The sequence below is a fragment of the Curtobacterium sp. MCLR17_058 genome (assembly GCF_003234705.2).
Taxonomy (GTDB): Bacteria; Actinomycetota; Actinomycetes; order Actinomycetales; family Microbacteriaceae; genus Curtobacterium; species Curtobacterium flaccumfaciens.
Genome location: NZ_CP126262.1, coordinates 3,327,138 through 3,350,101, shown reverse-complemented (window position 1 = coordinate 3,350,101; position 22,964 = coordinate 3,327,138). Strand labels below are relative to the sequence as shown.

The window sequence follows — 22,964 nt, the reverse complement described above, 5'->3', positions numbered from 1 at the left end:
GAGCGCGACCGCGGCGGTGGTGCGGGGTCCACCGGACGCGACGTGTCCTGGGAAGTCGTCACGAGCCTCCCGACTGTGTTGCACTCACACCCCGCGAGTGCCAGAATCGGCGTTGGCACTCGCTCACGCTGAGTGCCAGCACGACCCCCAAGACGACGTCCGGGAGGGACGAAAAACCACATGGCTAAGATCATTGCTTTCGACGAGGAGGCCCGCCGTGGCCTCGAGCGCGGCCTGAACCAGCTGGCCGACGCCGTGAAGGTGACGCTCGGCCCGCGCGGCCGCAACGTCGTCCTCGAGAAGAAGTGGGGCGCCCCCACGATCACGAACGACGGTGTCTCCATCGCCAAGGAGATCGAGCTCGACGACCCGTACGAGAAGATCGGTGCGGAGCTCGTCAAGGAGGTCGCCAAGAAGACCGACGACGTCGCCGGTGACGGAACGACCACCGCGACCGTCCTCGCCCAGGCGCTCGTCCGCGAAGGCCTCCGCAACGTCGCCGCCGGTGCCGACCCCGTGTCGCTCAAGCGCGGCATCGAGAAGGCCGTCGCCGCCGTCTCCGACCAGCTCCTCGCCAACGCGAAGGACATCGAGACCAAGGACCAGATCGCCGCGACCGCGTCGATCTCGGCCGCTGACCCGACCATCGGCGCGCTCATCGCCGAGGCCATCGACAAGGTCGGCAAGGAAGGCGTCGTCACCGTCGAGGAGTCGAACACCTTCGGCACCGAGCTCGAGCTCACCGAGGGCATGCGCTTCGACAAGGGCTACCTGTCGCAGTACTTCGTCACCGACCCCGAGCGTCAGGAAGCCGTCTTCGAGGACGCCTACATCCTGATCGTCAACTCGAAGATCTCGAACATCAAGGACCTCCTGCCGGTCGTCGACAAGGTGATCCAGGCGGGTAAGCAGCTCCTGATCATCGCCGAGGACGTCGACGGCGAGGCCCTGGCCACGCTCGTCGTGAACAAGATCCGCGGCATCTTCAAGTCCGTCGCCGTCAAGGCCCCGGGCTTCGGCGACCGCCGCAAGGCCATGCTGCAGGACATCGCGATCCTCACCGGTGGCCAGGTCATCTCGGAAGAGGTCGGCCTCAAGCTCGAGAACGCGACGCTCGACCTGCTCGGTCGTGCCCGCAAGGTCGTCATCACCAAGGACGAGACCACGATCGTCGAGGGTGCCGGCGACGCCGAGCAGATCGCCGGCCGTGTCCGCCAGATCCGTGCCGAGATCGAGGCGACCGACTCCGACTACGACCGCGAGAAGCTCCAGGAGCGCCTCGCGAAGCTCGCCGGTGGCGTCGCCGTCATCAAGGCGGGTGCCGCGACCGAGGTCGAGCTCAAGGAGCGCAAGCACCGCATCGAGGACGCCGTCCGCAACGCGAAGGCTGCCGTCGAAGAGGGCATCGTCGCCGGTGGTGGCGTCGCCCTCATCCAGGCCGGTGCCGTCGCACTCGAGGCCCTCGAGCTCGAGGGTGACGAGGCGACCGGTGCGAACATCGTCCGCGTGGCCATCGACGCGCCGCTCAAGCAGATCGCGCTGAACGCCGGTCTCGAGCCGGGTGTCGTCGCCGCCAAGGTCCGCGAGCTCGAGTCGGGTTGGGGCCTCAACGCCGCGACCGGCGAGTACGTCGACCTGATCGCCGCCGGCATCATCGACCCCGCCAAGGTCACGCGTTCGGCGCTGCAGAACGCTGCGTCGATCGCCGGTCTGTTCCTGACCACCGAGGTCGTCGTCGCCGAGAAGCCCGAGCGCACCCCTGCTGCTCCGGCTGGCGACCCGACGGGTGGCATGGACTTCTAAGTCCGCCTGACGGAAGGGCCCCGCACGCTGCGCGTGTGGGGCCCTTCCGCGTGTGCGGGGGCGGGCCGGTTGGGCCGAGATCGCACGAACTGCCGCTTCGCGGAGGCCGTCCCGGCAGTTTGTGCGACCACGGCGTGCTGGAGACGGCATGTTGCGCGATCAGCATGAAGCGCACAGGAGGCCCGGCACCGGTCGTTCTCCACAGATGTGTTCCCGAGGGGGTCGCGCGGGCAGCCGGGTCGCGACACTCGGGACATGCCGAAGCCTCGTCCGCTCCCTGAGACGCTCGACTCCGCCGGCTTCCTGGTCCGTGACGCCATCGGGTTCGGCGTCGATCCGGGTCGTCTCCGTCGACGTGATCTCGTCCGTCCCGTGCATGGCGTCCGGTCGACCGACGCCACGATGTCGATCGTCGCGGCAGTCGGCCTGGTGCTCCGTCCGGACCAGTACCTGAGCCACACGACGGCCGCCGCGCTGTGGGGAGCACCGCTCCCTCACGGTGCCGAAGTCCCCGTCCACGTCACGACCGACGGAACCGGCCCGGTGATGCGACGTCCACAGGTCAAAGGACACCGTCGCCGGTCCGGAGCTACCAGCTGCGAGCGGCAGGGGATACGGCTCAGCACTCCAGAGCTTGCGTGGCGGGAGTGCGCCGGTCTGCTCAGCGTGCAGCAACTCGTCGCGGTGGGCGATTTCCTGGTGGGCAAGAGCGGACTCTGCACGATCGACACGCTCGCCAAGAGCATCGTGCCCGGATCTCGGTGGATCGCGGTCGCTCGTGCCGCGATCGCGCGGGTGCGCGTCGGTGCCGAGTCACCGATGGAGACCTGGCTTCGGCTCGCCGTGGTGGACGCGGGCTTCCCCGAGCCGGAACTGCAGGTCGAGGTGTCGGATCACCACGGCCGGTTCCTCGGACGCGTGGACATGGCCTGGCCGGAACGTCGGATCGCGTTGGAGTACGACGGCGATCACCACCGCGAGCAGGATGTCTTCCAGTACGACCAGCGGCGTGACAACGGTATGGCGGTCAACGGCTGGCTCGTCCTGCATGCGACGCGGGCTGATGCCGCTCGCCCTGCTGTGCTGTTCGAGCGTCTGCGCCAGGCCTTCGTCTCGCGCTCGTCGTGACGTCGGCGGGTTGTCCCTCCGAAGGGTCCGACGCTTGCTTGCGGCGGTCGCACAACACGCCGTGCGTTCGTCACCCAGGTCGCACGTTGCGCCGTGAGAGCGCGGGATGGGCGGCAGTTAGCGCTACCTCGAGCAGCGGCGCGCGCGGGTCAGGCGGCGAAGTCGCGGGGGAGCAGGGGGAGCCAGACGCGGAAGGTGGCGCCGCCGCCCTCGGTGTCGAAGACCTCGACGGAGCCGTGGTGCGCCGCGACGATGCCGGACACGATGGCGAGCCCGAGGCCCGAACCGCCGGTGTCGCGGGCGCGGGAGGTGTCCGCACGCCAGAAGCGCTGGAAGATCTTCTCGCGCAGCTGCGGCGGGATGCCCTCACCGTGGTCGATCACGTCGAGGTGTGCCATGCCGCGCTCGTCGTCCACGCCGATGCCGATCTCGATCGGGTCGTCGTTCGCCGTGAACCGCATGGCGTTGCCCATCAGGTTCGTGACGATCTGGCGGATCTTGTTCTCTTCCGCCAGCACGATCGGCGGGCGCTTCGGCAGCACGACCGTGGGCAGCGGGGTGGTCTCGTCGGTCGGTGCGGCACCGGCGTCGATGTTCATGGCGCGGGTGCGACGCGCCCGGAGTCGGGCGATGGTCTGGCGCGAGAACGCGATCGGCCCGGTGGTGTTCGCCGAGGTGGGCGACACGGGCGGTGCTTCGCCGGAGTCCGGAGAGCCGATGGACGACGACGACGCCGACGGGCGGACGGCCTGGGGCACGCTCTCGCCGGTGAGGGAGTCCTCGACGAGGACCTGGATCTCGCGGTCGGGGTTGGAGGCCATCGTGTCGAGCGCCGAGTCGCGGGCGATGGCGACGAGGTCGACCGGGCCGAGCTCGAGCGGCTTCGACTCGTCGATGCGGGCGAGCTGCAGCAGGTCCTGCACGAGCAGGCCCATCCGCTGCGCTTCCTTCTCGATGCGCTCCATCGCCTGGGCGACGTCCTCTTCCTTGCGCAGGGCACCCATCCGGTACAGCTCGGCGTACCCGCGCAGGGACACCAGCGGCGTGCGGAGCTCGTGCGAGGCGTCCCCGACGAACCGGCGCATCTGGGCGATGGTGCGCTCGCGGTCCTCGAACGCGGAGTCGATCCGCTCGAGCATGACGTTGAGGGAGCGGTTGAGTCGGCCGACCTCGGTGTTCGGGGTGTCGGCCTCGAGGCGCTGGTTGAAGTCACCCGCGGCGAACCGTGCGGCGGTGTCCTCGACGTCGCGCAGCGGGTCGAAGGTCGCGGTGACGAGCAGCCGGGTGAGCATGGCGCCGAGCAGGATGACCGAGGCACCGAACCCGAGGAAGATCGCGGTGAACTTGCCGATGGTCTCGTCGGTGCCGGCGCTGGAGACCGCGATGAGCACGTAGCCGGTCTCGGTGGTGCCGTCGGACTGGTTCTGCAGCGATGCCGGGATGATCTGCGCACGCCACTCGTGGTTGTGCTGGCTGTCGTAGAGCGAGATGCGCTGGTTCGCCTGCGAGGCCTCGACCAGGGTGGCTTCACGGACGTCGGGTCGACTCGACGCCTTCGTCTGGCAGATCCGGTCACCGTCGGCGTCGTACGCGGCGACGTAGGCGCTCTGCGAGACGACGACGGACAGCTTGCAGTACTGCTCGCCGTCGCTGATGTTCTGGCCCTCGAGCTGCTCGGTCGTCTGCTTGACCGTGTTGTCGAGCTGCTGCATGAGGTAGGTGGACAGTACGGTCATCGTGCCGAGTCCGGCGACGAGCAATCCGAGCGCGACGAGCAGCACCGTGATCCCGGTGATCTTGGTGCGCAGGGAGATCCCGTCCCACCAGTGGTTCATTCGCGTGTGCATGCTGCCCCAACGATAGACAGCGGCCGCCCGGTGAAACCGGACGACCGCCGTGAAGTCGAGCCCCGTGGGACTCCTGCTCCTACGAAGCCTTGGACGCCTTCAGCATGTAGCCGAAGCCGCGCTTGGTCTGGATGATCGGCTCGGCGGAGTACTGGTCGAGCTTGCGGCGCAGGTACGAGATGTAGCTCTCGACGATGCCCGCGTCACCGTTGAAGTCGTACTCCCACACGTGGTCGAGGATCTGCGCCTTCGACAGCACGCGGTTCGGGTTGAGCATCAGGTAGCGGAGCAGCTTGAACTCGGTGGGCGAGAGCTCGATCTGCGCGTCGCCGATCGTGACCTCGTGCGTGTCCTGGTCCATCGTGAGCTCGCCGGCGCGGATGATCGCGTCTTCCTCGTCGTTCATGGTGCGACGGAGGATGGCCTTGATGCGGGCAACGATCTCGTCGAGCGAGAACGGCTTGGTGACGTAGTCGTCGCCGCCGACGGTGAGGCCGGTGATCTTGTCCTCGGTGTCGTCCTTCGCCGTCAGGAACAGGATCGGCGAGGTGTAGCCCGAGGAACGCAGGCGCTTGGTGACACCGAAGCCGTTCATGTCGGGCAGCATCACGTCGAGGATGATGAGGTCCGGCTCTTCTTCCAGCACGGCGGAGATCGCCTGTGCTCCGTTGCCCACCGCACGCACGGCGAAGCCGGCGAAGCGCAACGAGGTCGTCAGGAGGTCGCGGATGTTCGGCTCGTCGTCGACGATCAGGATCTTGGGGCCATCGCTCATGGTCTTATCTTCTGACTGTTCCCTCGGGGTTTCCTGAGAGCGGTTCGTACGTCAGCCCACGGGCGTCTGGACCTGGTCAGCATCGAGGATCGTGTACGAGTACCCCTGCTCCGCCAGGAACCGCTGCCGGTTCTGCGCGAAGTCCTGGTCGACGGTGTCCCGGGCCACGAGCGTGTAGAACGACGCGGGCAGGCCGTCCTTGTTCGGGCGGAGGAGCCGGCCGAGCCGCTGCGCTTCTTCCTGCCGGGATCCGAACGACCCGGAGACCTGGATGGCGACGGTCGCGTCGGGCAGGTCGATCGAGAAGTTCGCGACCTTCGAGACGACGAGCACGTCGACCTCGCCGGACCGGAACGCGTCGTACAGCCGCTCCCGTTCGTCGACCGGGGTCGCCCCCGTGATCTCCGCGGCGTCGAGCGACGCGGCCAGTTCGTCGAGCTGGTCGATGTACTGCCCGATCACCAGGATCTGCTCACCACGGTGCTTCTCGATGAGTTCCCGCACCACCGGGGTCTTGGCCGGGGACGTCGCGGCGAGCCGGTAGCGCTCGTCGTCGCTCGACGCCGCGTACTCCAGGCGGTCCTGGTGCGGCAGGTCGATGCGGACCTCGTAGCAGGAGGCCGGGGAGATGTACCCCTGCGCCTCGATCTCCTTCCACGGGGCGTCGTACCGCTTCGGCCCGATGAGCGAGAAGACGTCGCCCTCGCGGCCGTCCTCGCGCACGAGCGTCGCGGTGAGGCCCAGGCGTCGGCGGGCCTGCAGATCGGCGGTCAGCTTGAACACCGGTGCGGGCAGCAGGTGCACCTCGTCGTAGACGATGAGGCCCCAGTCGAGAGCGTCGAGGAGCGACAGGTGCGTGTACTCGCCCTTCCGGCGGGCGGTGAGGATCTGGTAGGTCGCGATCGTGACCGGCCGGATCTCCTTGACGCTGCCCGAGTACTCGCCGATGTCCTCCGGCGTCAGGGTCGTGCGCTTGAGGAGCTCGGTGCGCCACTGCCGCGCCGAGACGGTGTTCGTCACGAGGATGAGCGTGGTCGCCTTGACGGTCGCCATCGCACCAGCGCCGACGAGTGTCTTGCCCGCGCCACAGGGCAGCACGACGACGCCGGAGCCCTGGGCGAAGAACGTGTCGACGGCCTGCTCCTGGTACGGCCGCATGTGCCACTCGGCGGTGTCCAGGTCGATCGGGTGCGGCTGGCCCGGGGTGTAGCCCGCCAGGTCCTCCGCCGGCCAGCCGAGCTTCACGAGCTCCTGCTTGATCTGCCCCCGCGCCCACGGCTGCAGCTCGACCTCGGTCGAGGACCGCATGTCACCGAGCAGCGGCTTGATGCGCTTCGACCGGATGACCTCGGCCAGCACCGACGGGTCCTCGGCGGTGAGGAGCAGGAGCGGCAGCCGCTCGAGTTCCTCGGTGGGGGAGTTCGCGATCACGGGCGCGTCGGGTCGTTCCTCGCGACGGATCACGAGCCGTCCGTAGCGCGAGACCGTGTCGCGGATGTCGACCGTGACGCTCTGCGGCACGGGGAACTTCGCGAAGCGTTCCAGGGTGTCGATCATCGCCTCGGCGTCGTGGCCCGCGGCGCGCGCGTTCCAGAGTCCGAGGCGGGTGATCCGGTAGGTGTGCACGTGCTCGGGAGCGCGTTCGAGCTCGGCGAAGGCCGCGAGCTCGTGGCGTGCGTCCTCGGCATCGGGGTGCGCGACCTCGAGGAGCACGGTGCGGTCGCTCTGCACGATCAGCGGTCCGTTCATGACCTGCCAGCCTAGCCGTCGGCACCTGCGTGCGGGTGACCGCGCGGCTCAGGCGTCGCTCTCGACCGACACCACGAGTGACAGCGGCAGGGTGCGCTCGACGTCGACGGCCGTGTCCCGCCCGCGGACGCGTCCGGCCGCGACCGAGGTCGGCACGATCGAGAACGGCCGCTCCGAGCCGTCCGGCATCCGGACGGTCACACGGATCGGCGTGCGTCCGCGCACGGCCAGGTCGATCTGCCGACCGAGCCACTCCTGCTCCGGCTCCGCGTCGCCGCGCTGCGTCGTCAGGCGGAGCCGTTCGACGAGTGCGTGCGCCGACTGCTCCGGCGAGCGTCCGGTGGGGCTGCGCCGGCCGGGAGGCCCGTGGTGCGCCTCGGGGCGGGCTGCGGTCGTCAGGACGGCCGGGTAGCGCTGGTCCTCGAGTGCGGTGTGCACGACGTGCGGCGGGTAGCGCGTGGTCAGCGTCGTCAGGTCGGGCCGCTCCCACGCGAGCTGCCGGAGCTCGGCGTCCACCCCGACGAGGTCGAGCTGGTCGGCGGTGCCGCGGACCTCGGTCCCGACGCCGCCCGGCCCCCGGTCGACGACGATGCTGCCGTCGCGTCCGGCCACCTGGTCGATCAGGTAGGCGAGGGGCTGCGGGATCCCGGTGGCCGACAGCCGTCCGAGCAAGGACAGCAGGTCGTCGCGGGAGTGTCCGGCCCGGAACGCCGCGCGCAGGGTGTCCTCGGAGATGCGGTAGCGCGCCGCGAGGCCCGGTGCCTCGAGCACGGCGACGGTGCGCAGGGCGTCGTCGTCCACCGGCGCGAGCGGCCCCGGTGCGATGACGGTGAGGTCGTGCTGCAGGTAGACCCGCTCGACGGTGCCCGGCAGGTCGTCGGCGGCCTGCTCGGCGTCGCCGTCGAGGAGCGCCCGACCGGTGCTCGTCACGATGCCGTCGACCGCCAGGCCGAGCGACGCCGCGGTGCCGGCGACGTCGAGCAGCAGGGCGTCGAGCCAGCGGGACCCCGCCGGGTACGCCCAGCGCCCGAGCGGCACGAGGTCGCGCAGGTCCCCGTCGGCCAGGTCGAGCACCTGGTGCACGGCGGGCGGGAGCGTGTCCGACCACGCGGCCACCAGCGACACCCAGCGCTCCGGCCAACCGGCGAGCAACCAGGCGTGCCCGGCGTCGGTGACGATCCACCGCCCGGTGTCGGGGTCGGCGAACCCGATGCCGTCGAGCAGCGCCAGGCGACCGGCGACGAGTTCGGCGTCGGTGCCGATGCGCTCGGCGAGGGTGCGGGCGAGCGGCATGCCGATCCCGCCCTTGACGAGTTCGCGGACCGCGCCGGCGTCGACCGCCCGCAGCAGTTCGGCGAGCACGGTCATCGTCGAGAACGCCTGCTCCGCGCCGGTGGTGCGCGCACGCTCGAGCGCCGCGGCGTCGAGAGCGGGAGCAGCGGGGCGGACCTGCTCCGGGCCTCCAGGCTGCTCGTCGAGCGCGGTGAGGTCGGGGTGGGCGGCCACGCGAGCGGCGACCGCGTCGTCGACTGCGCCGTCCTCGTCGGCGAGGCCGAGCTCGATCGCGGGGCCGAGCGCGTCGACGGCGCCGCCGTCACGCAGTGCGAGGATCGTCGCGCGCGGCAGGTGCTCGACGGCGGCGTCCACGGCGTCGTCGCTGCGGAGTGCCTCGGCGAGGTCGAAGAAGTCGGTGATGCGCTGCGGGCCGGTCTCGGCGAGTGCAGCGGTGGGGAGTCGCCTCGCCGCGACGAGGCGCTCGAGCGCATCGTCCGGCATCGCCCGGAGTCGGGTGGCGAGGTCGGCGGTGGTCGTCATCGTCCGGTGCCAGCGTCCGGGGCGGACGTCAGCGAGCCGTCCGGTTCGCTCGTGCGCGACGTGTCCAGGTGATGCCGAGGAGCGTGAAGACCAGCACCATGGCGATCGGGAAGCCGTAGAGCGGGATCGCCATGACCACCGGCCACGGCATCGCACCCTGGGCGCTGGGGGCGGTGAGCCACATGATGATCATCGCGACGAAGCAGAGCAGGCCGAGGATGATGATCCCACCGATCATGAACGCGAGAGCGCGTTCGGTACGATTGAACGTCACCGGGGGTTCTGCGGAGTCCTGCGGGTTCCCGGTTGATCGGGTCGGCTTGGCCATCGACCCAGGATATCCGACGCACCACGGCCGTACCACGACCTCGAGGAGTCCACGCATGCCCACCGGCAAGGTCAAGTTCTACGACGACGACAAGGGCTTCGGCTTCATCACCGGAGACGACGGCGACCAGGTGTTCCTGCACGCGTCCTCGCTGCCCGACGGCGTCGTGACCGTCAAGGCCGGCACGCGGCTCGAGTACGGCGTCGTCCAGGGCAAGAAGGGGTCGCAGGCGTTGTCCGTGCGGCTGCTCGAGCCCCAGCCGTCGCTGTCGCGGATGACCCGTCGCTCCGCGGACGACATGGCCGTGATCGTCGAGGACCTGGTGAAGGAACTCGACCGGATCAGCGGAGACCTCCGCCACGGCCGCTACCCGAAGAACGGCGATCGCATCGCCGCCATCCTGCGGCACGTCGCAGACCAGTTGGAGGCGTGACCCCATGACCGAGTCCGAGACAGCAGGGGCCGAGACGGCTCCCGACGCAGCGTCCACCGACGTAGCGTCCGTCGACGCAGCGTCCATCAACTACACCGACCTGGCGCGCGAGGCGTTGCTCGAGGTCACCCCCGAGTCGACCGTCGGCGCACCCGTCGGCACCGTGGACGAAGGGGACGGCGTCGTGTCCGTCCTGTTTGCCAACCGCCTGCCCGGGTACCCCGGGTGGCGCTGGACCGTCAGCGTTGCGAAGATCGGCGACGACGAACCCACCGTGCTCGAGGTCGAGCTGATGCCCGGCGACGGCTCGCTCGTCGCGCCCGAGTGGGTGCCGTGGTCCGAGCGACTGGCCGAGTACCGGGCCGCGCAGGAGCACGAGGGCGAGGACGCGTCGGACGAGGACTCGGACGACGAGGACTACGACGACGAGTCGGATGAGGACGACGACGAGGACTCGGACGAGGACTCGGACGAGGACGACGACTACGACGACTCGGATGACGACGAGGACGACGACGAGTCGGACGACGACGATGACGACGAGTTCGACGCCGACGAGGACGACCTCGACGAGTCGGACGACGACGACATCGAGGGCGTGGACGTCGATGCGCTCGCCGATGTGAGCGACAGCGACACTGACACCTCCGCCGCCTCGGCCGCCGGCGACGAGGCCCCGCAGCCGCCCCGTCGCCGCCGTGCCCGCCGCGTGCAGCCGTTCGAGCCCGACGCCGATCTCGAGGTCGACCAGCTCGACGCCGGCGAGGCCGACCCGGGCTTCCACCGCGCCTGACTCACCCGGACCGACGAACGGGCCCGGCGCCACCGATCGGGTGGTGCCGGGCCCGTCCTCGTTCCGGCGGGTGTCCCCGACGTCAGCGCAGGGCGTCGATCGTGAAGTCGATCGCGCGCACGAGCTTCGCGACGTCGTCCGGGTCGATCGCGGTGAACGTCGCGACGCGCAGCTGGTTGCGGCCGAGCTTCCGGTACGGCTCGGTGTCGACGATGCCGTTCGCACGAAGGGTCGCGGCCACGGCCTTGGCGTCGATCGAGTCGTCGAGGTCGATCGTGGCGACGACCTGCGACCGAGCGGCGGGGTCGGAGACGAACGGGGTCGCGGAGTCACTGGCCTCGGCCCAGTCGTAGATCGTCGACGACGAGGTCTTCGTGCGGAGGTCCGCCCACGCCAGGCCGCCGGACTCGTTCATCCACCGCACCTGCTCGTCGAGGAGCAGCAGCGTGGAGATCGCCGGCGTGTTCAGGGTCTGGTTCAGGCGCGAGTTGTCGACGGCGTTCTTGAGCGACAGGAACTCCGGGATGTACCGGTCGGAGGCGGCGATCCGCTCGATCCGCTCGATCGCGGCGGGGGAGAGCAGCGCGAGCCAGAGCCCGCCGTCCGAGGCGAAGTTCTTCTGCGGGGCGAAGTAGTAGACGTCGGTGGCGCTGACGTCGAACAGGGCGCCACCGGCGGCGCTGGTCGCGTCGACGACGGTGAGGGCGCCGGCGTCACCGGTCGCGCGGACGACCGGAGCCATGACGCCCGTCGAGGTCTCGTTGTGCGGGTAGGCGTAGACGTCCACGCCCTCCACCGGCTCGAGTGCGGCGAGGGAGCCACCCGGCGCCTCGACGACGTGCGGCGCCTCGAGCCACGGGGCGGCTGCGGCCTTGGCGAACTTCGACCCGAACTCGCCGAAGGACAGGTTCTCGGCACGGCGCTCGATGAGGCCGAACGCGGCGGCGTCCCAGAACGCGGTCGAGCCGCCGTTGCCGAGGACGACCTCGTAGCCCTCGGGGATCTGGAACAGGTCGGCGAGACCGGAGCGGACGCTGCCGACCAGGTCCTTCACGGGCTTCTGGCGGTGCGAGGTGCCGAGGATCGTGGCGCCGCGCGTCACGAGGGACTCGAGCTGGGCGCCGCGGATCTTCGACGGACCGCAGCCGAAGCGACCGTCGGTGGGGAGGAGTTCGGCCGGGATGACGATGTCTGCCATGCACCGATCCTACCGACGACGATCCGCCTGCCCGAGCCCGTGTACCGGCCGGACGGGGAGGGTTCGGCCCACCTGTCCACCGCGTCGGATGACCCTTTCTCACGTGCATCCGGGCGCCGGTCGGTGTTCGTCGGTGCGAACAAGTAGTGTGGTCGGCGCTGGGCCCAGACATGAGAGGCGGACCGTGACCGATCTCGTCGACACCACGGAGATGTACCTTCGCACCATCCTCGACCTCGAGGAAGAGGCGATCGTGCCGCTGCGCGCGCGCATCTCCGAGCGCCTCGGACACTCGGGCCCGACGGTCTCGCAGACCATCGCCCGCATGGAGCGCGACGGCCTGGTCGTCGTCTCCGGCGACCGGCACCTGGAGCTCACCGACGAGGGCCGTTCCCGCGCCACGCACGTGATGCGCAAGCACCGTCTGGCCGAACGCCTGCTGGCCGACGTCATCGGACTCGACTGGGCCTTCGTGCACGACGAGGCCTGCCGGTGGGAGCACGTCATGAGCGAGCAGGTCGAGGTCCGCCTGCTCGAGATGCTCGGCAACCCGACGGAATCCCCGTACGGCAACCCGATCCCGGGGCTGGCCGAGATCGGTGGCCCCGCGGCCGCCGGGTTCCTCGACGGCGTCCAGAACATCGTCGCCGCGACCGAGGGCACCGACGCCGTCACGACCGGGGTCGTCCGACGCCTGGGCGAGCCCGTGCAGTTCGAACCGGAACTCCTGCACCAGCTCCGCACCGCCGGCGTCATGCCCGGGCGCGTGGCGAGCGTGCAGCGTGCTGGCGCCTACGTCGCGGTCCGCGTCGAGGGTGAGGACTCGGGCATCGAGCTGCCGATCGAGGTCGCCCAGCACGTCTACATCGAACGCGGCTGACCGTTCCTGGTCGTTCCTGAGAGTCTTTACCGTTTCGTTACCTGCGGGGCGTTTGGTCTCGACTCGGTAACGACGCTTCCGTACACTCGTCCGAGTCGCCGCGCTGCCCCTGAGCCGGAGACCCGTGGCAGGACGTCTCGAACCCGTCTCCTGCCTCGATCGGAAACGATGACGAACGGATGGGGTTGCACACCGCCGGACACCCACGGCGGCGTGATGACGAGACGTTGGAGACACACCTCTTGACGCAGACCGGTAACGCCGCGGACGACCAGACGCCCGCGAACCCGACGAACACCGAGAACGCCACCACCGCCCCGCTCACCCGGCGGGCCGTGCGCGAGACCGAGGGCCGCCCGGTCCGCAAGGTCGTGCCGGTGCGCTCCGCCCCGCTGCCCGGTGGTCGTCGTGCCGCGCAGGCCGCGGCAGCCGCGAGCACCGCGAAGGCCAGCTCCTCGTCGCGCAAGCGCAAGTTCCTCGCGCCGGTCGTCCTCACCGTGGCCGCCGGCATGTTCGGCACGGTCGCGGTCGCCCCGGCCTTCGCAGCGACGACCTCGAGCAACTCGACCGCCGCCGCCGACGCCCAGCGTCAGGTGCGGGCCACGCAGAGCCAGGAACTGTCGGTCTCCGACGCCGTGGCGCTCGCCGACACGAGCCGTGACGGCTTCGGCGCGACGTCCACCGCGACGCTCGACGCCGAGAAGGCCGCGAAGCAGGCCGCCGCCGACCAGGCCGCCGCGGCGAAGGAAGCCGCCGAGCAGGCCGAGCAGACCCAGACCGCCCGCGCAGCGACCGCGAAGCAGTACTCCTCGTACACCGGGCCCACCGCCGCCGAGTACGCGGCCAGCTCGTCCGCCGCCGACACCCCGTTCTCGCTGCCGGCCGTGGTCGCCACGGGCAAGCAGTACATCGGCACCCCGTACGTCTTCGGTGGCGCGGACCCGTCGGGCTTCGACTGCTCCGGCTTCATCATGTTCGTGTACGCCCAGTACGGCATCAACCTCGCGCACTCGGTGCCGCTGCAGGACCAGGCCGGCACCACGATCCCCGAGTCCGAGGCGCAGCCCGGCGACGTCGTCATCTTCAACAACGAGGCGCACGACGGCTTCTACATGGGCAACGGCATGATCATGGACGCCCCGAAGCCCGGCGGCACCGTGCAGATCCGTCCGATCTGGACCAGCGACTACCACATCGTCCGCTTCGGCATCTAGCGAACACTGCCCCCGGGGGAGTGTGAACTTCTCCAGAACCGGCCCGCACACCCTCGTGCCGGGCCGGTTTCTGGGTTAACCTGACGCTGCACCGGTCCGCACCGGCGCGAACAGGAGACCCTCATGTCGATGTTCCGCACGACCCGCACCATGGGTCGGCGCGCGCGCGTCGACATATGGTCGAGCACAGCCTGCGTGCACGAGCACGCCCCTGCATGACGAGAGCACTGCCCATCCGGGTGGTGCTCTTCGTGGTTCCAGGGGTGTGAACAGGTCGTCCTCACCCGTTCGCGTCGTCGGTCCGACGCACCCGCAGCGCCTGGAAGCCGTCCAGGCACGTCGGAAGGGAACCCATGCGCACTCTCGTCCTCAACGCCGGTTACGAGCCCCTCGCGGTGATCTCGTTCCGACGAGCCCTCGTGCTGGTCATGAACCAGAAGGCCGCCATCGTCGCCGCCGACGTCGAACACCCGGTCACCGGGTCGACGTCGAGCTACGACCGTCCGTCCGTCATCATCCTCACCCGCTACGTGCGCATCCCGCACTCCAGACTCGTGCCGGTGTCCCGTCGCGGTGTGCTGCGTCGCGACGGCAACCACTGTGCCTACTGCGGCCGGCACGCCACCACGATCGACCACGTGCAGCCGCGGTCGCGCGGTGGGCAGGACTCGTGGGAGAACCTCGTCGCCTGCTGCCTGGCCTGCAACAACACCAAGGGCGACCGCACCCCGCAGGAGATGGGGTGGCGCCTCCGGTTCCCGCCGAAGGTGCCGCACGGGTCTTCGTGGGTCGTGCGCGGCATCGAGCGTCCGCAGGCGGAGTGGGACGAGTACCTCGTGGCCGCGTAGCGGCCGTCTGCGCACCACGAGACGGACTGGAGGCCCGTGGCGACGCCGCCACGGGCCTCCAGTCCGACGGTCGCACCGCGACTCCCGGCACCGCCGCGGGCGTCCTCGCCTGTCCGGGCAGGTGCCCGCCGAGTTCACGCGCCGTCCACGCCACGTGCACCGGGGCGGAACCCCGCCCCACCGCTGACCTGCGACAGTTGCGGCATCCGCACCGGACCGGCACTCCGCGCCGCCCGAAAGGTCTTCATGCCCCGCTTCGCACACACCGCACTCGACACTGAGACGGACCACCAGCCGCTGACCGAACGGTACGACGTCGTCGTGGTCGGCGCGGGCATCGTCGGGCTCGGCATGGCCTACGAGGCGCTCCTGCAGGGCGCCCGGGTCGCGGTGGTCGATCGTGCGGGCGCGGTCGTGGGGGCGAGCGTCCGGAACTTCGGCCACGCCTGCGTCACCCCGCAGACCGGGGAGGCGGCCGGGTACGCGCAGGAGGCACGCCGGCGCTGGCTCGCACTCGCGCAGCTCGCCGGGTTCACGGCGCGCGAACGCGGTGCACACGTCGTCGCCCGTCGCCCCGAGGAGCTGGCGGTGCTCGAGGAGTACCGCGACTCCGGCGCGGACCTGCGGCTGGCCGACGCGGCCGAGATCGCCGCGGCGGTGCCGGTCGATCCCGCCACGGCACTCGGCGGCGCGCTCCTCGCGCACGACCTGCAGGTCGACCCCCGGGAGGCGGCACCCGCGATCGCGCGCTGGCTCGCCGGGCAGGGGGTCACCTTCCACTGGCGCACCCCCGTGCTCGAGGTCACCACCGGTGCCGTCCGCACCGGTCGCGGCATCGTGGAGGGGACCCGGATCGTCGTCTGCACCAACCACGACCTCGACCAGCTCTTCCCGGAGCTCGCCGAGTCGATCGGCCTGGTCCGCTGCCGGCTCCACATGCTGCGTGCGACGATCCCGCTCGCCTTCCCGCTCGCCACACCGCTGCTGACCGGATGGTCGCTGCTGCGCTACTCGGGGTTCGCCGCGATGCCCGGAGCGGGTGCCCTGCGGGACCGGCTCACCGCCGACCTGCCCGAGGGGATCCGCTGGGACCTCAACCAGATGTACACGTCACCGCCGGACGGCAGCGTCATCGTCGGGGACACCCACGAGCGCGGGGTCGACGCGCCGCCGTTCCAGGACGAGGACGGCTTCCGGCTGCTCGTCACCGAGACCGAGCGGCTGTTCGGTGCGCCGGTCTCCGTCGTCGACCGGTGGCAGGGCGTCTACGCCTCGGCCCCGGGGCGGGAGTTCCTCATCGACCGACCGGTCCCCGGGGTCGACGTCGTGACGGTCACCACGGGCATCGGCATGACGACCGGCCTCGGCATCGCGCCGGCGGTCCTCGGCTGAGGGAGACCGTCAGTCGCGGAGCACCCGGCCACGCGGCGAACGGTGCGACCCCGGCGGCCTCCGGCACCGGTGAGGTCGTCACGTGGTCGTCACACCTTGGCGGCTGCGTCGACCCCGGCGAGCACCGACGGCAGCTCGGCGACCGAGTCGAGGACGTGGGTGTGCTGGACGGTCGCGAAGTCGGCGTCCTGGTGCGTCCCGGTCCGCACGCCCGCCACGACGGAGGCGCCGCCGCGGTGTCCCGTGAGCAGGTCGGCGACGGTGTCCCCGACGACCGCCACGTCGCGGACGTCGTCGGTGGCGGTCCGGAGCACGGCGGTGAGCACCATGTCCGGGTACGGGCGCCCGCGCCCGGCGTCGGCGGGCGAGAGTGCGAGGTCGACCAGCGGCCGCCAGCCGAGCAGGTCGAGCACCGCGTCGCGCGTCGCCGGCGAGAAACCGGTGGTCAGCGCGATCCGTCGCCCCGCTGCGCGGAGGGCGACGAGCGTCTCGACGGCGCCGTCCACCGGCCGCACGCCGCGGTCGAGGGTTCGTGCGTAGGCGCGCTCGAAGGCGGTGTTCGCGGCCTCGGCGCGGACACCGTCACCGTCGAACAGCGCGGTGAACACGGCGATCTTCGACTGGCCCATGGTGTCGACGGCGTACTGCACGGCGCGGTCGTGCTCGGCGCTCCCGTGCTCGATGCCGACGTCGGTGAGCGCGGTGCGGAAGGCGTCGAGGACGACGCCGCCGTCGTCGACGGTGGTTCCTGCCATGTCGAGGCAGACGAGCGAGATCATGGGACTCCTGGGTACGTGCCGTCGCGCCGGGACCGGCGCGGTCCGACCAGCGTCGACGCACCCCGTTGCGGGCAGAGGATGCGCGGGTGTCCGCCAGGTGAACGCCGCCGGGAGGCTCGTCACGGCCTGTGCGGACATGCAGTCGGTCCGCCAGGGGGAGCGGCTCCAGTCCGCGCTCGCCGATCTGCGTCGGTGGCGCTGAGTAGCGTCGGCCGCATGGGCGAGACACCGCACATCGACGACGCGACCATCGACGACCTGCGCGCGCGGCTGCGCGCCACGCGTTGGCCGGACGCACCCGCTGGGGTCGGCTGGTCGCTCGGCGTGGACCTCGACGTCCTGCGCCCGCTCGTCGAGTACTGGGCCGACGGGTTCGACTTCGACGCGCACCGCGCCGAGCTCGCCGCGCTGCCCTCGCGCCGCGTCGTCGTCGACGGCATCGGCATCCACGTCCTGCACGCCCGTGCTCCGCAGCCCGACGCCCTGCCGGTCCTGCTCGCGCACGGCTGGCCGGACTCCGGCTGGCGGTACCGCAAGGTGCTGCCGATGCTCGTCGCCGCCGGGTACGACGTCGTCGTGCCGGACATGCCCGGTTACGGATTCTCGGATGCGCCGCCCCAGGTGCTCGACGCCCGGCAGGTGGCCGGCATGTGGGCGACGCTGATGACGGACCTCGGGTACGAGCGGTTCGCGGTGTCCGGCGGCGACATCGGCACACACGTCGCCCGCTACCTGGCGCTCGACCACCCCGACCGGGTCGTCGCCGTGCACCGCATCGACGGCGGGCTCGCCTGGCCGGGGCTGGATGCGTCGACGTTGTCAGCCGCCGAGCAGGAGTTCGTCGCCGCGACCGATCGGTGGCGCACCGCCGAGGGCGCCTACGCGATGCTGCACCGGACGAAGCCGCAGAGCGCGGCCGTCGGGCTGAACGACTCGCCCGCGGGTCTCGCGGCCTGGATCGTCGAGAAGCTCCGGGCGTGGAGCGACTGTGACGGGGACCTGTGGTCGGTCTACACGCGCGACGAGGTCCTGGCGCTGCTGACCGAGTACTGGGCCACCGCCACGATCGGGTCGGCGATGCGGATGTACCACGCGAACGCGGCGATCCCGGCGGAGCAGCTGGAACGACGGGTCGAGGTGCCGTCCGGGTTCTCGATCTTCCCCGGCGACATCGTGCGGGCGCCGCGCGAGTGGCTCGAGCGCACCACGAACCTCGTGTTCCACCATGAACTCGACCGAGGTGGGCACTTCGCGCCGTTCGAGCAGCCCGACCTGTTCGTCGACGAACTGCACGCGTTCCTGCAGGGCTTCCGCCGCTAGAGTGGTCGGGCCAGCCTCTGTAGCTCAATGGAAGAGCAGTTCCGTCCTAAGGAAACGGTTGGGGGTTCGAGTCCCTCCAGGGGCACACCAGCAGGTCGAAGGGGTTCGAGTCCCTGCAGTGCCGTCCCGGGGCACCAGTACATCGAAGTGGTTCGAGTCCCTGCCGCGCGTTGGTGCCGCTCAGTGCCTCGGTGTCGCGAGGTTGACGGCGTTCACGAGGAACGAGGTCCGGGTCGCGATCGTGTACTTCACGGCATCGCTCACCCCGGTCGGATCGCTCGAGAACGCGTCGAGGTCGGACTCCGCGATCCCGGTGAGCGACGCGATGTTCGCGACCGTCAGCCCGGAGACCTGCGTGAGCCCCTCGAGGATGCCCCGGACACGGTCGTCGTCGGGCACGCTCGGAGCTGCGGCCAGCATCGCTGCGAGGACGGCGAGCCGCTGCGATTCGTCGGGAGTCAGCCCGGTCCCGAGGGCGGTCAGCCCCTGGTGCTCGATCCCTGGGCCGTCCAGGTACGCGGAGAGCGTGGACTCCGAGATCCCGGTCATCTGCGCGATCGCGTCGGGCGCGACGGAACGGTGCTCGATCAGCGCGCGGAGTTCCGCCCGGACGTCGAGGGCTTCGGCAGTCATCTCGTTCCCTTCCTCGGTCGCATGAGTCTCTGCACCATGGTGCATCAGCCAGCAGGCTGGGCCGGCGGGTCCTCCGGCATCGGGTGTTCCGCCTGCCAGAGCGCGTCGACCTGGCCGAACTCCCGCGGGTAGCACTGGGTGTCGAACACCTCGAGGCCCTCGGCAGGCGTGGAGTACAGGTACCAGGGGCCCGTGCCCACCGGTCGGCTCGTCCAGGACCCGTTCGCGAACCACGAGAGCGGGACGTCGTCCATCGGGTGTCCCGCCTGGGTCAGGCAGGCCTCGAGCCGGTTGAAGGCGGCGCGGTACTCGTCGAGGGCGATCCGGTCGTCCCGGATCTCGGCTCGCTGCTGGGCAGAGGGTTCCGCGATCGGCGCGGACTCGACCCACGAGGCCCAGACGGCGTAGCGGGCGGAGCCGCCGCCCGTCACGCTGATGGTCGCCGCCGAGTGTCCGGAACCGGGCGCTGGGGACAGGCTCCAATGCTCACCGCTCACCCCGCCGGTCGTGCCCGGGGTGCAGCGGGTGGGCCCGTCGATGGTCGTCCCGTCGATGGCCACGGTGAAGGTCCCCGGGTCGAGGCACTTCCACGTGAGCGTCACCCGGTCGGCGTCCGCGGGGCGGGTGCCGAGCGAGAACGAACCATCGCCCTGCGTGGCCGCGAAGGCCGGAGTCCCGAGGATCGTGGCGTGGTTCGCTTCCTCGACCATGTAGCGCGTCGAGGTCGCAAGGGTGCTCTCCAGCGCGGCGTCCGGGTCGTTCGACGGGAGGGCAGCCGCGGTGATCCCGCCCGTGACGGCCGATCCCGCCAGGAACGCCGCCGCGATCGTGAGGACCGTGCCGCGGGTCGGTCGGCGACGTCGACGGAGCGACGCTCCGGTGGCGCTGGTGGCGTCGACCTTTGCGACGAGTGCGTCGCGCATCGCTGCGAGACGAGGGGAGATCTGGTCGTGGTTCACAGTGTGCCTCCGAGGGGTTCCGCTGTCGCCGAGTACTGCTTGTGGAGCCGCGCCTTCGCACGGTGGAGCCGGGACTTGACGGTGCCGGGCGGGACGCCGAGGACGGTCGCGGCCTCACGCTCGCTCAGCCCCTCGAGCACGCAGAGGGACAGGACCCGCTGGTCTGCGATCGGGAGACCACGGAGCGCGGTCACGGCCTCTGCGTCGGTGAAGGAGTCCGCTGGGTCGGGCGCCGGATCGTCGACCGGGAACCTGCCGAGGAACGAGCGGTGGCGCCGAGACGACCGCGTCAGGTTGTGCGCCGTGTTGGTCGCCGTGACGAGGAGCCACGGCAGCATCGAGTCGTCGACGAAACGGACGTGGTCCCGCTTCCTCCAGGCCTCGAGGAACACCACGGCGACCACGTCGTCGGCGTCGTCCGGCGTCGGGACGAGTGCTCGGACGTGACGACGCAGTCGCGCCGCGTGCCGGTCGAAGAGCCGACCGACCGCACGGCCGTCCCCGGCGACGCCCAGGGCCCAGTCGGACCGGTCCCCCGTGATCTGGTTCATGCCCTGTATTGTCCGGTCGCCCTGGATCGGTTCCGGGTTGTGGCAGGTCAGTTCTCCACAACCGTCGCCCCGGACGGTAGTCGAGCCCGCTGGCCCCGTACGATTGACCCCGTGTCCAAGGTCCTGAGCAGTCTCCCCGTCGGCGAACGAGTCGGCATCGCGTTCTCAGGGGGTCTCGACACCTCCTGCGCCGTTGCCTGGATGCGCGAGAAGGGAGCGATCCCCTGCACGTACACGGCCGACATCGGCCAGTACGACGAGCCCGACATCGACGCCGTCCCGAGCCGCGCCCACGAGTACGGCGCGGAGATCGCCCGACTGGTCGACGCGAAGAGCGCCCTGGTCGAAGAGGGCCTGGTCGCCCTGCAGACCGGTGCGTTCCACATCCGATCCGGCGGCAAGACGTACTTCAACACGACGCCGCTCGGCCGCGCGGTGACGGGCACGATGCTCGTCCGCGCGATGAAGGAAGACGGCGTCGACATCTGGGGCGACGGCTCCACCTACAAGGGCAACGACATCGAGCGGTTCTACCGCTACGGCCTGATGGCCAACCCGCGTCTGCGCGTCTACAAGCCGTGGCTCGACTCCGAGTTCGTCGAGGAGCTCGGCGGCCGCAAGGAGATGAGCGAGTGGCTCGTCGCCCGCGGGTTCCCGTACCGCGACTCCACCGAGAAGGCGTACTCGACCGACGCGAACATCTGGGGCGCGACGCACGAGGCGAAGAGCCTCGAAGAGCTGTCGAGCGGCCTGGACATCGTCGAGCCGATCATGGGCGTCGCCGCCTGGCGTGACGACGTCGAGGTCGCGACCGAGATCGTCAGCGTCCGGTTCGAAGCCGGTCGCCCCGTCGCGATCAACGGCGTCGAGTACACGGACGCGGTGGCCCTGGTCTACGAGGCGAACGCCATCGGTGGCCGCCACGGCCTGGGTGCATCCGACCAGATCGAGAACCGCATCATCGAAGCGAAGAGCCGCGGCATCTACGAGGCTCCGGGCATGGCGCTGCTGCACATCGCCTACGAGCGCCTGCTCAACGCGATCCACAACGAGGACACGGTCGCCTCGTACCACAACGAGGGTCGCCGCCTCGGTCGCCTGATGTACGAGGGCCGCTGGCTCGACCCGCAGTCGCTCATGCTCCGCGAGTCGCTGCAGCGCTGGGTCGCCTCCGCCGTCACCGGCGAGGTCACGCTGCGCCTGCGTCGCGGCGACGACTACACGATCCTCGACACCACGGGCCCCGCGCTGTCGTACCACCCGGACAAGCTGTCGATGGAGCGCGTCGGCGACGCCGCCTTCGGCCCGGACGACCGCATCGGCCAGCTCACCATGCGCAACCTCGACATCGCGGACTCCCGTTCGCGGCTCGAGCAGTACGCCGCCGCCGGCCTCATCGGTGGCGCGACGGCCGAGCTCGTCGGCGAGCTCGAGGCGGGCGAGGCCGAGGAGATCCTCGGCGGCGCGATCGTCGCCTCCGACGCCGAGGACGCGATGGGTCGTCGGACGGACCTCGCCTCCGAGGGCGCGGCCTTCGACTCCGGCACCGACTGATCGAGCGGACCCGCGCCCTGGGCGCGACCCCCTGATGACGGGAGGCCCGGTGCCAGCTGGCACCGGGCCTCCCGTCCGTCGTCGCGACGTCTCAGGCCGCGGTGTTCCCGAGCAGCAGCTCGAGCTGCTCGACGACCAGGTCGGGCCGGGTGATGAAGGGATGGTGCCCGGTGGGGACGTCGACGCTCCGCGTCGCCCGTGCCGCGTGCGCTCGCTGGAGGCCGACGGTGGTGCTCCGGTCCTCGGTGCAGACCAGGTAGGTGGAGTCGACGCCCTGCCAGCCCGCGGCGGTCGTCGGCGGGACGAACGCGGCAGCGGACTGTGCGGTGACGCGGTCCCACGCAGCCCGCTGCACCTCGGGGACGGCGTCCTGCAGGAACCGAGCGCCGAACGACGAGGCGTCGTACCCGACCAGTGCCAGGGCTCCGTCCCCGGCATCACCGATCGCCACCGGGTCGGGCTCGTCCGACATGATCCCGGCCTGGGCCGATCCGACGTCGGGCAGGTAGGACGAAGCGTAGACAAGGTGCTCGACAGCATCGTGCTGGCCGGCCTCGGCGATGACCGTGCCACCGTACGAGTGCCCGACGACGATCGCTCCGTCGCTGCGGTCGAGTGCGGCCCGGAGTGCTGCCGCGTCCTCGACGAGACCGCCTTCGGGGCGGCCGGACGGGCCCTCGCCGCAGGACGGCAGTGCCACCGATCGACTGCGGACACCGGTGCGGTCGAACAACAGGTCGGCGGTGGGTTGCCACCACCAGTCGCCGTCGCGGACGAGCGCGCCGTGGACGAAGTGGATCTCCATCCGCCGACGCTACAGCGCACCCGCCTCGCCGGTCCGCCGCGTCGGTCAGCCGCGAAACGCATCCGCCTCGACGGCGATCGGGCGCGACCGTATCGTTGCGGTACCGGGTCAGTCATCAGGGACTCGTCGTCACGATGCTCCTCACGATCTGTGAGGTCTG

At 70.6% G+C, this 22,964-nt stretch carries 21 protein-coding genes and 1 tRNA gene; 11 read left to right on the top strand and 11 right to left on the bottom strand.

The features are described from left to right. Positions 1-180 precede the first annotated feature (180 nt). Both groL and DEJ11_RS15795 read left to right on the top strand, forming a co-directional pair. Complete coding sequence (gene groL / locus DEJ11_RS15800; RefSeq protein ID WP_017888048.1) at positions 181-1,803, top strand: chaperonin GroEL; 1,623 nt, start codon at positions 181-183, stop codon at positions 1,801-1,803. Positions 1,804-2,058: 255 nt separating this feature from the next. After that, positions 2,059-2,931, top strand: coding sequence for an endonuclease domain-containing protein (locus DEJ11_RS15795; protein WP_111102472.1), 873 nt, complete (start codon positions 2,059-2,061; stop codon positions 2,929-2,931). Positions 2,932-3,080: 149 nt separating this feature from the next. Here the strand turns inward: DEJ11_RS15795 and DEJ11_RS15790 are convergent, their stop codons facing one another. The 5 genes from DEJ11_RS15790 to DEJ11_RS15770 form a co-directional block, all read right to left on the bottom strand. Beyond that, a complete protein-coding gene (locus DEJ11_RS15790; RefSeq protein WP_110863081.1) occupies positions 3,081-4,778 on the bottom strand; it encodes a sensor histidine kinase in 1,698 nt (565 codons plus the stop codon). A 79-nt stretch (positions 4,779-4,857) separates the two neighbouring features. Next, positions 4,858-5,553 carry a response regulator transcription factor gene (locus DEJ11_RS15785; protein ID WP_017888045.1) on the bottom strand — a complete coding sequence of 232 codons (696 nt, stop codon included), beginning with the start codon at positions 5,551-5,553 and terminating at the stop codon, positions 4,858-4,860. Between the two features lie 51 nt (positions 5,554-5,604). Beyond that, positions 5,605-7,302 carry a DNA repair helicase XPB gene (locus DEJ11_RS15780; RefSeq protein WP_027466594.1) on the bottom strand — a complete coding sequence of 566 codons (1,698 nt, stop codon included), beginning with the start codon at positions 7,300-7,302 and terminating at the stop codon, positions 5,605-5,607. A gap of 48 nt (positions 7,303-7,350) precedes the next feature. Then, entirely contained in the window at positions 7,351-9,117 is a 1,767-nt protein-coding gene (locus DEJ11_RS15775; RefSeq protein ID WP_146249991.1) for a helicase-associated domain-containing protein, read from the bottom strand. A gap of 28 nt (positions 9,118-9,145) precedes the next feature. Beyond that, the gene (locus tag DEJ11_RS15770; protein WP_128780559.1) at positions 9,146-9,445 is read right to left on the bottom strand and encodes a hypothetical protein; all 300 of its coding nucleotides are present in this window, start codon (positions 9,443-9,445) and stop codon (positions 9,146-9,148) included. A 55-nt stretch (positions 9,446-9,500) separates the two neighbouring features. On the opposite strand from DEJ11_RS15770, the gene DEJ11_RS15765 reads away from it, so the two are divergent. After that, positions 9,501-9,878, top strand: a complete 378-nt coding sequence (locus DEJ11_RS15765; RefSeq protein WP_017888041.1) for a cold-shock protein — start codon at positions 9,501-9,503, stop codon at positions 9,876-9,878. 4 nt (positions 9,879-9,882) lie between these two features. Continuing rightward, positions 9,883-10,671 carry a DUF3027 domain-containing protein gene (locus DEJ11_RS15760; protein WP_110863078.1) on the top strand — a complete coding sequence of 263 codons (789 nt, stop codon included), beginning with the start codon at positions 9,883-9,885 and terminating at the stop codon, positions 10,669-10,671. 82 nt (positions 10,672-10,753) lie between these two features. Here the strand turns inward: DEJ11_RS15760 and serC are convergent, their stop codons facing one another. Beyond that, positions 10,754-11,869, bottom strand: a complete 1,116-nt coding sequence (serC, locus tag DEJ11_RS15755; protein ID WP_071404063.1) for a phosphoserine transaminase — start codon at positions 11,867-11,869, stop codon at positions 10,754-10,756. Between the two features lie 184 nt (positions 11,870-12,053). Between serC and DEJ11_RS15750 the strand changes: the two genes are divergently transcribed. The 4 genes from DEJ11_RS15750 (at position 12,054) to DEJ11_RS15735 (ending at position 16,203) form a co-directional block, all read left to right on the top strand. Further along, a complete protein-coding gene (locus DEJ11_RS15750; protein WP_071404062.1) occupies positions 12,054-12,749 on the top strand; it encodes an iron-dependent transcriptional repressor DtxR in 696 nt (231 codons plus the stop codon). Between the two features lie 242 nt (positions 12,750-12,991). Then, complete coding sequence (locus DEJ11_RS15745) at positions 12,992-13,963, top strand: C40 family peptidase (protein WP_111102469.1); 972 nt, start codon at positions 12,992-12,994, stop codon at positions 13,961-13,963. A gap of 353 nt (positions 13,964-14,316) precedes the next feature. Next, on the top strand, positions 14,317-14,811 hold the full coding sequence (locus tag DEJ11_RS15740) for an HNH endonuclease (protein WP_027466591.1): 495 nt from the start codon (positions 14,317-14,319) through the stop codon (positions 14,809-14,811). Positions 14,812-15,057: 246 nt separating this feature from the next. Next, complete coding sequence (locus tag DEJ11_RS15735) at positions 15,058-16,203, top strand: TIGR03364 family FAD-dependent oxidoreductase (protein ID WP_111102468.1); 1,146 nt, start codon at positions 15,058-15,060, stop codon at positions 16,201-16,203. Positions 16,204-16,292: 89 nt separating this feature from the next. Here the strand turns inward: DEJ11_RS15735 and DEJ11_RS15730 are convergent, their stop codons facing one another. Next, positions 16,293-16,982: an HAD family hydrolase gene (locus DEJ11_RS15730; protein WP_111102467.1), complete on the bottom strand. Its 690-nt coding sequence runs from the start codon at positions 16,980-16,982 to the stop codon at positions 16,293-16,295. Between the two features lie 216 nt (positions 16,983-17,198). On the opposite strand from DEJ11_RS15730, the gene DEJ11_RS15725 reads away from it, so the two are divergent. Next, a complete protein-coding gene (locus DEJ11_RS15725) occupies positions 17,199-18,302 on the top strand; it encodes an epoxide hydrolase family protein (RefSeq protein WP_111102465.1) in 1,104 nt (367 codons plus the stop codon). Positions 18,303-18,315: 13 nt separating this feature from the next. Next, positions 18,316-18,387, top strand: a tRNA-Arg gene (locus DEJ11_RS15720). A gap of 95 nt (positions 18,388-18,482) precedes the next feature. On the opposite strand, the gene DEJ11_RS15715 is transcribed toward DEJ11_RS15720, so the two are convergent. From DEJ11_RS15715 to DEJ11_RS15705, 3 genes are read right to left on the bottom strand one after another with little or no spacing between them, the layout of a single operon-like run. After that, the gene (locus tag DEJ11_RS15715) at positions 18,483-18,935 is read right to left on the bottom strand and encodes an HTH domain-containing protein (protein ID WP_111102464.1); all 453 of its coding nucleotides are present in this window, start codon (positions 18,933-18,935) and stop codon (positions 18,483-18,485) included. A gap of 44 nt (positions 18,936-18,979) precedes the next feature. Next, positions 18,980-19,894 (bottom strand): hypothetical protein, encoded by a 915-nt coding sequence (locus DEJ11_RS15710; protein ID WP_146249990.1) that lies wholly within the window; start codon positions 19,892-19,894, stop codon positions 18,980-18,982. Further along, positions 19,891-20,445, bottom strand: a complete 555-nt coding sequence (locus tag DEJ11_RS15705) for an RNA polymerase sigma factor (protein WP_111032360.1) — start codon at positions 20,443-20,445, stop codon at positions 19,891-19,893. The genes DEJ11_RS15710 and DEJ11_RS15705 overlap by 4 nt, the downstream gene beginning before the upstream one ends. A 111-nt stretch (positions 20,446-20,556) precedes the next feature. On the opposite strand from DEJ11_RS15705, the gene argG reads away from it, so the two are divergent. Next, complete coding sequence (gene argG / locus DEJ11_RS15700) at positions 20,557-21,999, top strand: argininosuccinate synthase (RefSeq protein ID WP_042540079.1); 1,443 nt, start codon at positions 20,557-20,559, stop codon at positions 21,997-21,999. 91 nt (positions 22,000-22,090) lie between these two features. Here the strand turns inward: argG and DEJ11_RS15695 are convergent, their stop codons facing one another. Further along, complete coding sequence (locus DEJ11_RS15695) at positions 22,091-22,804, bottom strand: alpha/beta hydrolase (RefSeq protein WP_111102462.1); 714 nt, start codon at positions 22,802-22,804, stop codon at positions 22,091-22,093. Between the last annotated feature and the right edge of the window lie 160 nt (positions 22,805-22,964).

Excerpts from the sequence above, each read along its gene's own strand:
- groL (WP_017888048.1), top strand. The coding sequence starts at position 181 with ATGGCTAAGATCATTGCTTTCGACGAGGAGGCCCGCCGTGGCCTCGAG.
- DEJ11_RS15795 (WP_111102472.1), top strand. The coding sequence starts at position 2,059 with ATGCCGAAGCCTCGTCCGCTCCCTGAGACGCTCGACTCCGCCGGCTTC.
- DEJ11_RS15790 (WP_110863081.1), bottom strand. The coding sequence starts at position 4,778 with ATGCACACGCGAATGAACCACTGGTGGGACGGGATCTCCCTGCGCACC.
- DEJ11_RS15785 (WP_017888045.1), bottom strand. The coding sequence starts at position 5,553 with ATGAGCGATGGCCCCAAGATCCTGATCGTCGACGACGAGCCGAACATC.
- DEJ11_RS15780 (WP_027466594.1), bottom strand. The coding sequence starts at position 7,302 with ATGAACGGACCGCTGATCGTGCAGAGCGACCGCACCGTGCTCCTCGAG.
- DEJ11_RS15775 (WP_146249991.1), bottom strand. The coding sequence starts at position 9,117 with ATGACGACCACCGCCGACCTCGCCACCCGACTCCGGGCGATGCCGGAC.
- DEJ11_RS15770 (WP_128780559.1), bottom strand. The coding sequence starts at position 9,445 with ATGGCCAAGCCGACCCGATCAACCGGGAACCCGCAGGACTCCGCAGAA.
- DEJ11_RS15765 (WP_017888041.1), top strand. The coding sequence starts at position 9,501 with ATGCCCACCGGCAAGGTCAAGTTCTACGACGACGACAAGGGCTTCGGC.
- DEJ11_RS15760 (WP_110863078.1), top strand. The coding sequence starts at position 9,883 with ATGACCGAGTCCGAGACAGCAGGGGCCGAGACGGCTCCCGACGCAGCG.
- serC (WP_071404063.1), bottom strand. The coding sequence starts at position 11,869 with ATGGCAGACATCGTCATCCCGGCCGAACTCCTCCCCACCGACGGTCGC.
- DEJ11_RS15740 (WP_027466591.1), top strand. The coding sequence starts at position 14,317 with ATGCGCACTCTCGTCCTCAACGCCGGTTACGAGCCCCTCGCGGTGATC.
- DEJ11_RS15735 (WP_111102468.1), top strand. The coding sequence starts at position 15,058 with ATGCCCCGCTTCGCACACACCGCACTCGACACTGAGACGGACCACCAG.
- DEJ11_RS15730 (WP_111102467.1), bottom strand. The coding sequence starts at position 16,982 with ATGATCTCGCTCGTCTGCCTCGACATGGCAGGAACCACCGTCGACGAC.
- DEJ11_RS15725 (WP_111102465.1), top strand. The coding sequence starts at position 17,199 with ATGGGCGAGACACCGCACATCGACGACGCGACCATCGACGACCTGCGC.
- DEJ11_RS15715 (WP_111102464.1), bottom strand. The coding sequence starts at position 18,935 with ATGACTGCCGAAGCCCTCGACGTCCGGGCGGAACTCCGCGCGCTGATC.
- DEJ11_RS15705 (WP_111032360.1), bottom strand. The coding sequence starts at position 20,445 with ATGAACCAGATCACGGGGGACCGGTCCGACTGGGCCCTGGGCGTCGCC.
- DEJ11_RS15695 (WP_111102462.1), bottom strand. The coding sequence starts at position 22,804 with ATGGAGATCCACTTCGTCCACGGCGCGCTCGTCCGCGACGGCGACTGG.